Source organism: Pedobacter foliorum, from assembly GCF_013266735.1.
In the GTDB taxonomy this organism is placed as follows: domain Bacteria; phylum Bacteroidota; class Bacteroidia; order Sphingobacteriales; family Sphingobacteriaceae; genus Pedobacter; species Pedobacter foliorum.
On record NZ_JABSNU010000005.1, the window covers coordinates 83,028 to 97,546 of the forward strand.

Sequence of the window (14,519 nt, forward strand, 5' to 3'; positions counted from 1 at the left end):
ATTGATTTTTAAGATTGATAACCATGAAAAAGATACTAATCACCCTTTGCTTCTTAATATCGGGAGCTTTGCTAGCTGCAAATGCGCAAGAGGCTAAAACTGCAGCCTCGGGTATTTACATTGATCTAGGTAAGGTAATTCCAAAACACACAAGCTACTCCATCAGTAGGAAAGCCGCAGACAGTACAACCTGGACAGAATTAGCAAACCTTAGTTTTCAACCAGATTCTGCGGTGTTTTTTGCCGCGCTGCGTGGGGCAGGAGCCAAGTATCCTACTTTTCAGATGCCTGATAAGCGCTTTTTTGCCAATATATGGAAGGTGGTTCTTGCAGCCGAGATTACCGACTCTTTATTTTATTATGGTAGCACACCAGCCTTTAAAGAAGCATTAGGTGCAGCATATTACGATGGAACAGCCAGACCAAACGTAAATTATGAATATAAAATCAGGCAAACCGGGAACAAAGGAACTATACTTCTTGAGGAAAAGACTGTTTCAGCAAAGTATCCACAAGAAAAGGTAATAGACTATCAGTTGGTTACCCGGAGTATTGAACCCTTTAAGCAAAGCCAGGTACTTAAATATTACAGTAATGGCATTCATCAGCCGGCAGGCATTACTTTGATGCGTAGTGTGTATATGCAAACTGCTTTTGAACCGCTTGCCGTTTATACCGGGATTACTCATCAGTCTGATTCTGTTATTTATCTGGCTGTAGATACTTTGATTAAGCCACGGACGGTCTATCAGTATGTTGCCATTCCCTTTGATGATCTCGGAAATCCTGGTTTACCATCAGATACCATCAGAGTTTCTACTACCACACTGAATAATACAGCATTTGTTGATAAAGTGAAAACGGAAAGCCTGGAAAAAGAGAGTGCCATAAAGCTGAGCTGGAAACTAAACAATACACCTCATCTAACCTCTATCAATATCTACAGATCTGAGTCGTACGACGGGGCAGATTATGTGGAAATTGGAACAGTAGCCGCAACAGATACGGTCTTTTTAGATAAAAAAGTTCATCCTGTAAAGAATTATTTTTACAGTTTACAGCCCAACACCATTTTTGGCCCAGGCGCATTGTCTGTAAGATTTTCTGGGATGTTAAAGGCAAATAAAAAAGCTGCGGTGCCTACAGACTTTAAGGCAGAGGCTGAAAACGGAAAGGTGAAGCTGAGCTGGAAAAGGCCTGAGTTTTACACCCGTGGGTATTATATCTATCGCCGGAAAAGCAACACGGATTCCCTTAAACAGGTTTCGGAACTTATTGTTACAGATAGTGCGCAGGTCACTTATTACGACACAACAGAGGTAACTCAAAATGCGCTATCGTATTCATATGCGATTAAGGCGGTCAATACCTCTTATGATATCAGTGGTTTTTCAGAAGTGATTTCTGTTGCCACACCTGGTAAGGTAAAGTTAAATACACCCTTAACGGTAAAGACCCGCGTTATTGATGATCAGGTGATGATTTTCTGGGATAATAAATCAGATAAAAACGCATTGGGTTACTTTCTGTTTAAAAGAGTTTACAAGGACAAAGATCCTGTGGAATTTACTCAGATCAATAGTTTGCCTTTAAATGCTTCATTCAATTATTATAATGATACGGCTACCGTAAAGGGGAGTATTTATGAATATGCGATACAATCAGTTAGTACCAATGGGCAGCTAAGCACTATGAGTGCACCGGTGAAAGTGGATGTTTTGGGTAAACGACTGCTGCCGGCAGGTGGTTTGCAGGTTTTAGCTGAAGACAGGTCGGTAATTATTTCATGGGATGTTACCGAGCAGGAAGAGGTAACAGGCTATAAGATTTATCGTTTACATGCTGATAATAAGGTGCTGCTTGCCGCTTTAGAAAAAGGAGCAGACTTTTATGAGGATAAAGACCCAGGAACAAAACAGCTAAATACATATGTGATAACCTGTACTTCGAAGGATAGAGAAAGTGAAGAAAGTATACCTGTAAGTATAAGGATGAAACAATAGTATAAAAGTTATATAAGGATAATACCGATTTCAATTAAGTATGTCTTTACTGATTTCTGCTTAGATCCTCTGCTACAAAATCAATCCATTTGTTAGGAGGAAGATGGTTGAGGCTTGTTTCAGGCTGGAATCCTTTGCCATTGATTGGAGCGGTATCTGTCCAGGATGCTTTCGTATTAGGAATAACAAGGTAGAATTCGCTGAATGGAAGTTTTGTTTCCTCCGACATACCCATGTAATCCATCATTCCATAGGTATGCGTACCGTATCTTTTTATCTTTTTGCTTTGTCTGGAAACGTAAAAGAAAAATTCAGTTGAGCTTCCTCCCAAGTCATCGAAGATAAGGGCAATATTGCGTGGACTTTTGGCAATGGAATCAGTTGTCAGAAGCATAGAGGGGATAGGGTAAAATGTTGCTTTGGATTGTGGGATTTCCAGGTAAGCTTTTTTATTGGCCGCAATAAGTTCTGGAGTATAGTTTTTTTTCAAAGAGGGATCCGTTGGGGGATTGTCCAGGAATGATTTTATTCTTGGCAGAGTACGCTTTTTGTTCTCTTCTGAAAGTCTTAGCACGGATGGACCTTGGTCGATAGGGTTGGTATAAAAATAAGGCATCAGGTAAAACCAGCCTGAGTTTCCGCCTGCATTCCCCCTAAGGTCAACGATAAGGTTCTCGCTGCTCCTGATTAAGGAGTCATTTTTGGTGATGATTTCCCGGATTTTATTATCGTTGTTAAATGAGGCTATTCTCAGCAAGGTAGTTTTGTCATTGAGCTTTGAAATGCCAAGTCCGAAATTATAGTTTTTCCAGGTAGACAGCTCAGTTTTTTCTGTGCTGCTCATAGGTGTCGGATATTCTCTGCCCCAGATTTCGAAGTTCCAGAGGAAGAGCAATCCACCTCTAACGCGCACAGGATAGTCTGGTGTGATCCAGTTGTATTTATCAAAGGTGTATCCCTTAGCAGTTTTGGTGATGGTGCTGTAAACGAGCCCCTTTGGAAGCTTTACATCATTGCTTTTTATGATGATGGCCTGATATACATTTTTTGTTTTGGGAATGATGGCAAACTTTATACTAGAGTCTGGGTTGGTCCAAATGCCTTCAACTGATCCTGGTTTTATTTTGCTGTAAGTACTACGGAATTGTGCTTCTGTGATTTGATGATATTCTTTATTGCTATCGTCGTTTATGGCATACTCAAAATCGAAGTGTTTGTCATTGAAATAACTGACGTATGCTTTGATGATCTTAAAGCATGCTATAGGATTGGATGTTCCAGTAGCATCTTTTTTTAGTTTTTTTACTAAGGTTTTATATTTAGATATCGTTTTGTCGGTAACTGCTGATGGAAAGCCTGCGTAGTTTATTTCTGTTTTTTCGATGACTTTGTCCAGGTTCTCCAGGCAGTTGCAGTTTTTTTGTTGGGAAAAGATATTTGTAGTCAATGCCAACATGAAAAAGGTCAGGTAGATTTTGTTCATATGATTTGTTTTATTTATATGCCTCCGCTTGTGATAAAAAGACCATCACTTAGATTTGCTTAAAAAACCTACCAGATCGATGATCTCCGTATTGCTCAAAGTCTCGAATAATCCATTCGGCATCATAGAAACAGGCATCACCTCTCTCGACTGGATGTTGGATTTGTTGATCACTGCAGCTTCCTGACCTACAATACGCATGGTAATCTGGCGCTCATTTTCGGCTATGATATTACCTGAGTATACCCTGCCATCACGTGAGGTGATTACCACTAGTTTATAGTCATCCTGTATCTCACCACTGGGCTCCAGTACGTTGAATAACAGGTAGTCAACTTTAGATCGGTTCGAACCAGTCAGATCCGGACCGATAATACCGCCTTCACCATACATCTTGTGGCAACTACCGCAGGTCCGTTTAAATAGGAGTTGACCTTTGCTAAGGCTAGCTTTTTCCAGTGCCTTTGGTGTGAGCAGTTCACGATACTTCTTGTAAGCCAGTTCATTGGATGGAAGCTGATCTATAGGCCCCCAGATCTCTACAAAACCACTACCTACAACTCTTCTTAGTTGTCTTGCCACACTTGCAGGTACATCACGTTTTTCTATGGTTTTATTTTTTATAGCCTGAGCCAGCATCCAGCCCGATCGCGATCTTGAAGCAAGTGTTTCAATTGCAGTAGCCTTGTCTTTCTCATTGAACTGCGGGTACTTTTTTAACAGCAGCTGCGCGATGTGTTCATCGTCAAAATTGGCTATCGAACGGATTGCATCGGAGCGGAGTTCATTGTCGTCCAGTAATGCTGGGAAATCTTTAAGTAATTCAATTCTCTGCTGAGCCGACAATGCCAGTAGAGCTTTACGACGGTCGCTAACGCCGGCATTTTTATTTCTGAGTGTATTAAAATATTGCGAGGCAGCTTCAGTATCCCCAAAGTACTGGGCTATTTCCAGCGATAGTAATTTATTTCTTTCGCCCTGCGACTGCAGTTTTGCGTAGGTTGTTTTCCAGTCTGGGGGAGTTTTCAGGTCTGTCCGGCCCTCTAGTCCATCCCGCATTCCGGTTACCATTGCGGTATCCGCGTTTTGCTTTGTGCCTAGCCAGGTTACCAGCGTATTTGTGGCATCTGCGTCTGTGGCTCTTCTTGCAGTAAATTTTTTAATCATACTGAGGTTTCCTTCAGCGGCTAGGTTCAGGGCACGTTTGGTGTCTTTTGAAACCAGAGGCTCTATACCATACCAAAGCATTTTTGGTAGGTTATGATCCTGTTCATCTTCTCCATGTTTAACCAATGCGGCAGCCAGGTCCCAGCGCTTATCTGCACTGATTCGCTGTAATGCGGCAGCCAGATACAAACGTACAACAGGAGAATTCTCTGATTTTGCAATTTCTCCGAATTTATGAATGGTGGCATTTGATGGTTCAGCGTCTTGGCTCAGGAACTGAATCGCCCAGCCACGGATGTATTCGTTTTTGTCGTTTAATGCAGCCGTTAATTGATCAGTGCTTAGGGCATTGCACACATAAAGTGTCCACATGGCTCTTAGGCGATAATTTGTTTCCTGATTGCCTGCATATATGCTGTTCAATGCATCAAAGGCTCCTTTTTTCACTTTACCTTTTGCCGCACGGTTTTGAAGGATAAGTCGCGCTCGTCTTGAGTGCCAGTCGCTCTTGCTCGTTTGTAGTTCCACCAGTTGTTTATCGCTAAGTTTATTCAGGTCAGTATAGCGATTCCTGAAGTTTTCAGCATTGCTCTCTTTGGGTGAAACGCGAAATATTCGGCCGGTTTCCTTGTTCAATACGGAACCACCGCAGATATCTGCATCATGCCAGTCTAACACATACAAACTACCATCAGGCCCTACAGAGGTACTAAAACCTACCCATTGTGCATTGTTTGCAGCCATCAGGTCTTCACCATGTGACCCTGTAAAGCCTGAACCCTTAGGTTTTAAAATATCGGTAAGTATGGCGTGTTCATGAATATTGGCCATAAATATTCTGCCTTGTTGATCGCGGGGGAAGGCATCAGACTGATAAATACTCGCACCGCCGTGTGCCGAACGGTGACTGTGATCGGCAATGGTTTTGATATCTGTGTAGGTATAAGGATTGAAATGCTGTCCGCCCTGTCTGTGATAAATGCCTCCCGGAATTACATACCAGAGATGAGGAATAACGCAGGCTGTGATAAAAATCTGGCCATTTGCATCATAGTCGATTCCCCATGGATTACTAAAACCATGTGCTACTACTTCGAACTTATCCTTAATAGGGTGGTAACGCCAAACTCCGCCGTTGATATCTACGCCTTCGCCTTTTAAAATTTCGTCATCCGGAAATGGCTCTTTATGGCTGTAAAGTTTTCCCTTTCCTGTAGGTTTACGTATACGGGATGGTGTTGCAAAGCCTTGACAGCCATATAGCCATCCGTCTGGCCCCCAGTGAAAACTGTTCATGGTTTCATGCCTGTCGCGGATACCCCATCCGGTAAGCCTCACCTCAATATCTTTCATGTCGGCCTTATCATCGTTGTCGCGGTCTGGTATAAATAATAAATTGGGCGGTGCTCCAATAAATACTCCGTCAAAACCTACAGCCATTGCAGCAGGGAAGGGGATACCATCGGCGAAAACTTTTTTAGTATCGGCCTTGCCATCATGATCCGTATCTTCAAGGATCAGAATCCTGCTATTGCCATCATTTGAAAAACCCGAAGAACGGGATTCATAATCCCGGTTTTCTGCAACCCATAAACGGCCTTTGTCATCCCAACAAAATGCCATAGGCTGGGTAATCATGGGTTCAGAGGCGTAAACATTTGCCATAAATCCATCTTTTAGGGTCATTGCTTTTACAGCCTCTTCAGGACTCAGGAATTTTGCATCCATTCCTTCTTTTTTAGCCAGCGCCCAAAGGTCAACTGTCGCCCACGAAGGGTCTTTTCCGGCAAATTTTGCCCAGGCATTATTGATCTGAATGTCATTGAATTCACCGGTGTAGATGATCAGCTGATGTTTGATCGTTTCTGTTTCGCCTTTTTTTAACATCCAGTCGGCATCATGAACTCGTACAGGACCAACACCCAGTTGTTCGTCAACCCGCCATTTTTGCGGATAGCCTTTGTTTTCAGGATGATCCAATATGGTTATGTGCGCCCTGTCATCGCGGCCATCTGTCTTTATACCTACATCTACCCATGTTGATGGCTGACCTTCAGCTTTTTGGTTGTGCTGACGGGCGGCATTAATCACTTCTCCATCTATTCCGGGTTTCCATGGCATTCTTAAAAACAACCCGCCATAAGGATATTTACCTACTTTAAGATCTGTTTTAGCTTCTCCTTTCCAGTCTAGAGTCAATAAGAATTTGCCGCTACTCTGTTCCATGCTCCAGTTTTGCGTTTCGGTCATTATCGGTACGCCTTTGTCATCCAAAAGATCATATACCGTTTGCCATTTTACCATTGTTCCTGATTTCTCTATAACTCTGGCTGCCACACGCTTCCAGTACCCATTACCCGGATTGGCAAAATAATTACGCCCATTTACATCTGTTAAACCCCAGTAGAGCCCGGTTTGGTGCTTGTGGTGTTCAGGACTGAATTCTGTAAGCGTACTTTTGCCGTCGGGCGATGCGATGGGGTGTATATACGGGCGGAAATCTTCACCGGCATTTTGTGTAAGTATGATTTGTTTCGTATCTGTCCTCTGGATGGTTATTGTTCCTGATTTTTCGTCCTGTATTGCTTCCAACCTGACTTCATCAGTCTTTAGGTTTTTAGGGCTGAACCATAAAATGAACAATAGCGTAATTAATAGAAGTATGGACTTCAGCATGGCGTTTCTGGTTTACATTTGGTTATTCTAAAGATATGTATTTCAGGTTATATACAATATGAAATTGTATTATTGCAGAAATTCTATCCATTATTTCATGTTAAACTTTAACGTTAAGCAAGCTTGTTTTTTATTATTTATCCTGACAGGTTTGTTCTCAACCTCTTTCGCGCAAAACAATACGGGTATCATCCTAAAAGGTATCATTAGAAATACGAACAATGAAGTTGTAGTTGGTGCAACTTTGTTTTTAAAGAAGGCTAGTGATGGGCAGGTAATTAAACAAACACTGAGCGATAATGAGGGAGGCTTTTCATTTACGTCTTCAACAACCGGAACTTATTTAGTTTCTGTGAGTTATTTAGGTGCGCTCGCTTACCAGAGTGACCTATTGAAATTAGCAGAAAATATGGATTTGGGTGTCATTAGACTTGAAACCACTGCCCGCAGTTTAAAGGAAGTTGTTATTCAAAGTTCCGGTAATAAACCTCTTATCAAAATCGAGGGCAGAAAAATGATTTATAACATAGAGAAAAGTATAACTGAGCAAGGTACAAATGCATTGGAAGCACTAAAAAAAACGCCTGGATTAATTGTTAATCAAGACAATACAGTCACACTGAATGGATCAAGTGGCGCCCTGGTGATGATTAATGGCAGACAAACCTATTTGCAGGCAGAGGAGCTGGCCCAACTGCTGAAATCTATGTCGGCATCCGACTTAAAGTCGATTGAAGTTATTAAAAACCCTTCGGCCGAATATGATGCTACAGGGACAGGAGGTATTGTTAATCTTGTACTTCAAAAATCAATTGCCGAAGGTTTTAACGGAAGTATCAATAATGGCATTGCGTATGGTATTACCATGAAGCAAAATACCAATATGAATCTTAATTTCCGAAAAGGAAAAGTAAATATGTTCGGCAGTTACAATCATAATTTTGGACATTTTGCAATGGATTACGACAATGACAGAACAACCAATGGAAAGGTCTATCTGAATTCTAACCATGACATAGATAAAAAACACAGCATAGGATCAACCCTCGGAGCAGATTACGCAATAGATACCACCAAAACACTTGGTATAGTCATAAATGCTAACTTTTCTGGCGGTGGTGGCCTGATTATTCCGGTTACAAATATCTATGATCAGGCAACAGGCGATCTTTTACAAATGCTTAGAAGCCAAAGTAGTTATCCAGATCAGAAGGCACACCGATACAATACCAATTTAAATTACAGGTACAAGGGCAGTAACAATACCAGTCTTGATATTGATGCAGACTATGGGATCTTTGATGCATCTACTAAAAACCTGAGCACTAACACTTTTTATTTACCTGATGGAACATTCCAGTCCGCTAACAATTTCCTTGTGGCCAATAGCCGGGACATCAAATTATATGCAGTTAAAGCCGACTATGGCTTTCCTATTTGGAGCGGAAAAATGTTAGTTGGCACAAAATTTTCTAACGTAAATGCTAACAATGTATTTAATCAGTATGATATGAATGGCAGCGATAATGTGATCGATATCAACCTGTCCAATACTTTTAAATATAAGGAACAAATAAGCGCTGGATACCTGAAATATGAAGCACCAATTACTGATAACCTGAGCATGGATGTGGGAGTAAGATTGGAAAATACACATTCTCAGGGTGACTTACAGCCGCGTAAAGGCAGCAGCCAGTTACCAACATCAGTAGTTCGAAATTACCTTGATGTCTTTCCTACGGCTGCAATTACTTATAAAACCACACAATCCGGTACTTATAATTTAAGTTTTTCACGCCGCGTTGACCGCCCTGCCTACAATAACCTGAATCCATTTTCATACCCTGTAGATGAACTTTCTTATTGGAAGGGTAATCCGTTTCTACAGCCACAGTATGCTAATACTTTGGCACTCCAGTATAGTTACAAAAGGACTACGATAGCTACTAGTTACACCCATACAAGTGATATCAGCAGCTCAATTACTGAAGTTATGGAGGGAAATATAATCAATATGGTGCCAAGAAATATTGGATTTCAGAACAATCTGAATCTGACCGTAACCCAGCAGCTAACAATGGCAAAATGGTGGAATATGAGCCTCACCGGCATAGGATACCGTTTGGAGAATAAAGTTGGAACTGTAGAGTATGGAAACTATAGCCGCAGTCGTTTTATTGGTGCCATTAATATTCAACAGAGCTTTAACCTGCCCGGTCATATTAATGCAGAGGTTACAGGTGTGGTTAACTCGAAAAGGATAAGTGGACTGAATACTTATATAAAGGGTAATTCGCAGATTGACCTTGGTTTGCAAAAGAATTTAATGAACGATAAGGCAACCCTTAGGCTGGCGGCTTCTGATATATTGAGGACAAATAGATACAATACAGATACCCAATTAAACAATTTATTGCTTCTTACAACCTATGTGGGCGAAACCCGTCAGCTACGAATAAATTTTACCTATAGGTTTGGTAACAGTAAGATTAAAACGAAAGACAGTCGTGAGTCGGGCTTAGAAAACGAATCACAGCGACTGTAAGGTTTTGGAATGAGCTAAATTATAAGGATAATAATCTGATATAATACACTTTGCATAGTTGTATTAAACACAAAATTTAAAACTTAACTACATTCCAGTAAGCAGCCTTAGGTTGCAGGTCTTTATCAAATAACAGAGGATAGTTTTTACGACCACGCACCGGAAAGTTATCCAGCCAGCTGTACCGATCGGATAAATTCCAGAACGTGACACCGGTTATAGATCCCTTGTATTGCCTGAAGATCTGGAAGAAATTAGCGTACTGATTGGCTTGCAGTTTCTGAAGCTCAGGACTGAAGCCAGAAGCGCCCTCCGCACCTGCGTTTTCAGGAATGTTGCCATCTGTATATATCGATACATCCAGTTCCGTAACCTGTACTTTAATACCAAGATCGGCATACTGCTGTATCGCCGCTCCGAGCATTTCTTTTGAGGGATCTTTGATAGACCAGTGCCCCTGCAATCCAACAGCATGAACCGGAACGCCCGCATCTATCAATTTCTTTAACAACTTAAAAATTCGTTGCCTTTTCTCTGGGGATTCGGTATTGTAATCATTATAAAACAATATAGCTTTGGGGTCTGCTTCATGAGCATATTCAAAGGCTTTAGCAATAAAGTCTTCACCACAAATCTGGTACCAGAGGGAGTTACGCAGAAACTCCTTCGGATTATCCGAAACCGCTTCATTAACCACATCCCAAGCGTAAATTTTGCCTTTGTAACGACCAACTACAGCTTTAATATGTTCTTTCAGCCGCCCAAGTAACACTTCCTTAGTTACCAAATTTCCGGCCTTATCATAAAACATCCATTTGGGCACCTGCGAATGCCAGCATAGGTTATGCCCTCTAACTTTCAGTCCGTTTGCTACCGCAAAATTGACTATGGCATCAGCGCCGGTCCATTCATAACGGTCTTCCTGCGGATGAATAGGCCCCATTTTCATGGCATTTTCCGCAGTAAGGCTATTGAAATGCGTTAAAATTAACCTGCGTTGAGCAGAATCCTTCAATTGCTGTGGTGTAACTGCAACCCCAATAGGGAAATAGCTGCTGTAATAGTCTTTCAGCCCCTTTTCAACCGGAACATTTTGCTGTGCAGTCAGTTTATTAGGATTGAACAAGCATACAAGTGCCAGCGTAGCAAGGTAGATTCCTATATTTGGGTTTAATTTCATCTGTTTAATGGTGGTTTATTTGTTCTTCTTTATCTAGATTTGCCATTCTTTTAAGGAATAAGTGGTATTCAAATATACATTACTTCTTAATTCAAAAATAATCTATTGCGAAGCCTACAAATGGACAATCTTTTAAAATATATTCATTCGTTAACGGAATTCTCTGAGCAAAGTTGGGAATTGCTACAACCTGCATTATCCAAGAGAGAGTTTAAGAAGAATGACTTTCTGCTTCAAGAGGGAAATATCTGCAATTCGTTGTTTTACATTGAATCTGGCTACTGCAAGAGTTATTATAACATAGATGGGACTATCAAAAACACAGGTTTTTTCTTTGAAAATGATATAGCAACAAATATCAATAGCTTTGGAAGCGAAGAAAAATCAGAATTTAATATCATTGCCTGCGAGCCATTAACAGTAATAGTTTTTAACAAACAAAAGTTATTTGAAGCTGCAAAGCAAGCTCGAGAAATTGAGGCTTTAGGGCGTAGCTGCATACGTTTGTTCGCATCAAAACAAGAAGAATTTTCGAACTTATTCAAACTTTATACAGCACAGGAACGTTTAAATTACTTAGAAGTCAATCACCCAAGCATCCTGCAAAGAGTATCACTTTCACAATTAGCATCATTTCTTGGTGTAGCAAGGGAAACATTAAGTAGGATAAGAAAACGGCGAAACCTTCGGTAGTTTTGTGACGATTGTCACAGGACTAGATCATATGTTTTTTTGAACTTTGCTTATAATAAAATTAAGTAAACGTTATGAATATGGAGACAAACAATCAATTGCTGAGAAAAATTGACGAAGAAACCAACATCCTAACTTGGTTTGAAATTCCTGTATCCGACATTGAAAGGGCAAAAACCTTTTACGAAACGATTCTGGATATTGAAATGGTTAAAAGAACAGATGGAAACGAAGAAGCTGTTTTCTTTCCGTTTAATCCGAATGTAATACAAGCAACATCTGGGAGGGTAACCGGTGTATTGTCCAAATCCGAAAGAAATAGCCCGTCATCGCAAGGCACATTAATTTATATTAATGCAAGTCCAAGTATACAAACAGTCCTTGATAAAGTAGAGCAGGCAGGAGGGAAGGTTATCTCACCTAAAATACAGATTCCGCCAGGGTTTATTGCCGTAATTATTGACTCAGAAGGAAACAGAGTTGGACTACATGCTGAAAAATAATTCATCATTAAAATTCTATAGAAAAGAGGAGTAACTGAATGTGCTCCCGCAAGCATTTTGTTTCGACTTTGAATCAGTCCAGCACCAATCAAAGTTAAGTCCACCTTGAGTCAACCTTTTTCCTAGTAAAACGTGGACTCAACGTGGACTCACTGTGGACTGACTATTGTTTACTTTATAGTTTTGAGGGGACCATCGCTGATGTTTTACTGTTTTTAAATACAGCCTTTATTCCATATTTAGCAGCTGTATTTGTATCAGTAAAAGCAGTCAGATTTCCATCTACAGAATCAAATTGTGTTAGTCCGCTTCCGTTGTCTTTATAGATGACATAATATGCTACCTCACCCTTTTTTGGTTTCTGCCAGGAAAGCGTGTTTTTGTTGTCTTTCATAATTACGGTAAAATGTTCTGGCACTGCGCTGTCGGTTGCATAAACAAATACCTGGAGTGGAAAGCTAATCTCCGACCATTTATTGTTTTGATCGACCGTAACTACCGCATATTCGTAATTACTACTTTCCTGTACCAAGCTATCTTTATAGCTTAAAACCGTTAGAGGAACATTGGCAATCGTATTCCAAACAGTGTCTCGGGCAATACGCCTCAATAGTTTAGTCGATTTACTATCCCTTGCTGGGGGTAACACCCAACTTAAGGTTACACCTCCATTGCTTACTGAATAATCTTTAATTACAGGCGAAGGTGTTTTTACCAATTTTGGCCGGATGGCAGTAACGATTTCTGAAAAGGGACTATGGTTATTGTTTCCATCAACCGCAACGATCCGATAATAGACCTCTTTATTAAGTACACTTTTATCCAACGTATCGGCAAACATGGTATCACGTACAAAGTCAGAGGAGATAGGAGAAAAAGACGCAGTTTTATGGTTAGCAGCAAAAATGCGATAACCTTGAATATTATCATTATAATCTATATTCCAGTGAAGTTTTACGATTCCGGTGGTATCAACAACCGCCTTTAAACCTGTTGGGGGGAGCGGAGGGATGCTATCGTATGCAAACACATATTGAACATTGGAACCTGAATAGTTACCTGATGTATCTACAGCTAAAACCTGGTAGTAGGAACCAGCAACTAAATTCACTTTTTCATCAATGAATTCATTTCGGTTTGCGGGTAACATTTTCTCAGTGATGTATTCATCAAGCAAATCTATAGCCTTACCTTTTCTGACGATAAAGCCTGCGATGGGGCGATGCTCCGTATTATCCTGAAGCCAATTCAGTTTCACTTTTTTACCGCCTAACACCGTAGCCGATAAATAACCTTTAGGGGGAGCAGTTAAGTTTTGTGCCATGCCCGACACGGTTGGCGCGTAGTAACTGGTGTCGGCAAATGCATCTATGCCATTAATCCGATAATAATACTTCTTATAATTGACAACAGAATCTACAAAAAGGAAGGTCGAGCTGCTGTCTAACCGATTAAAAACTACTGGCTTGTCATTAATTTTTGAGAATTTCTTTCCATCAGTACCACGTTCAATATTATAAGAAGTAAAGGTGTTGTAAACCCCGTCATTGGGAATTAAGATGTGAATGGCTTTGTCTTTACTTTTAGCTAGTACATTTCTGGGCGCTAATTTTTCGGCCTTTGATGATCCAGGAACCATGTAAAATGCTGTATCAACCACAAAAATACCAGGAGCTTTATCACTCAGGTATACCCGATAGGCGTATTTGTACTTTTCGTTTACCTTTAACCTATCTGTACAACGTTGGCCAAGTGCATTTGCAGCAAGGGTATCCATATCTGATGCCAGCATGGCCATGGTATATTTGTTTTCGAACTCCATACTCGCATCCATAAGTTCCGTTTGATTTTTAGTACTTGGTGATGCAATGCTTGCATTCCCAAAAAGTGCTTCCGCTGCTAACAGCAACGAATTGTTATTCTGGTTTTTCAAAACTGATTGTTGAAAATAATCTTTTCCCCATGGTTTGATCGGCTGTTGTAATATAGGTTCCCAGCCTTTGCCAAGCGGCTTATTGTTTTCGTCCAAAATAATCCGGTCAATTTTGATACCTAATTTATTGGCCAATAACCACACCCCAGAATGGTTAATTGCCCATCTTAGCACTATCCTGTTGTCGTAAGCCTTAACTTTTAAAAAGATGTTGCCTATAATTTTCTCATTAGCGGTGTCTGCTTTTATCACCTGTGCCTTAGCCTTTAAATTTATAATAATACACAGTAAAAGGCTGATTAATATTGCTCTAAAGGGGTCTATAGATACTTTCAT

The 14,519-nt window shown here is 40.5% G+C and carries 8 protein-coding genes; 4 read left to right on the forward strand and 4 right to left on the reverse strand.

The features are described 5' to 3' along the window. The first annotated feature begins 23 nt into the window (after positions 1-23). The gene (locus HQN83_RS12150; RefSeq protein WP_173090620.1) at positions 24-2,003 is read left to right on the forward strand and encodes a fibronectin type III domain-containing protein; all 1,980 of its coding nucleotides are present in this window, start codon (positions 24-26) and stop codon (positions 2,001-2,003) included. Positions 2,004-2,049: 46 nt separating this feature from the next. On the opposite strand, the gene HQN83_RS12155 is transcribed toward HQN83_RS12150, so the two are convergent. Next, positions 2,050-3,486, reverse strand: coding sequence for a S41 family peptidase (locus HQN83_RS12155; RefSeq protein ID WP_173090621.1), 1,437 nt, complete (start codon positions 3,484-3,486; stop codon positions 2,050-2,052). A gap of 45 nt (positions 3,487-3,531) precedes the next feature. Next, entirely contained in the window at positions 3,532-7,329 is a 3,798-nt protein-coding gene (locus tag HQN83_RS12160) for a PVC-type heme-binding CxxCH protein (RefSeq protein WP_173090622.1), read from the reverse strand. Positions 7,330-7,426: 97 nt separating this feature from the next. On the opposite strand from HQN83_RS12160, the gene HQN83_RS12165 reads away from it, so the two are divergent. Continuing rightward, a complete protein-coding gene (locus tag HQN83_RS12165; protein WP_173090623.1) occupies positions 7,427-9,874 on the forward strand; it encodes an outer membrane beta-barrel protein in 2,448 nt (815 codons plus the stop codon). Between the two features lie 76 nt (positions 9,875-9,950). On the opposite strand, the gene HQN83_RS12170 is transcribed toward HQN83_RS12165, so the two are convergent. Further along, a complete protein-coding gene (locus HQN83_RS12170) occupies positions 9,951-11,054 on the reverse strand; it encodes an endo-1,4-beta-xylanase (RefSeq protein ID WP_173090624.1) in 1,104 nt (367 codons plus the stop codon). 120 nt (positions 11,055-11,174) lie between these two features. Here HQN83_RS12170 and HQN83_RS12175 point away from each other — a divergent pair, with 120 nt between their 5' ends. Together HQN83_RS12175 and HQN83_RS12180 are read left to right on the forward strand one after the other, a co-directional pair. Beyond that, the gene (locus tag HQN83_RS12175) at positions 11,175-11,747 is read left to right on the forward strand and encodes a Crp/Fnr family transcriptional regulator (RefSeq protein ID WP_173090625.1); all 573 of its coding nucleotides are present in this window, start codon (positions 11,175-11,177) and stop codon (positions 11,745-11,747) included. A gap of 80 nt (positions 11,748-11,827) precedes the next feature. Then, the gene (locus HQN83_RS12180) at positions 11,828-12,250 is read left to right on the forward strand and encodes a VOC family protein (RefSeq protein ID WP_173090626.1); all 423 of its coding nucleotides are present in this window, start codon (positions 11,828-11,830) and stop codon (positions 12,248-12,250) included. Positions 12,251-12,425: 175 nt separating this feature from the next. Here the strand turns inward: HQN83_RS12180 and HQN83_RS12185 are convergent, their stop codons facing one another. Then, entirely contained in the window at positions 12,426-14,519 is a 2,094-nt protein-coding gene (locus HQN83_RS12185) for a fibronectin type III domain-containing protein (RefSeq protein ID WP_173090627.1), read from the reverse strand.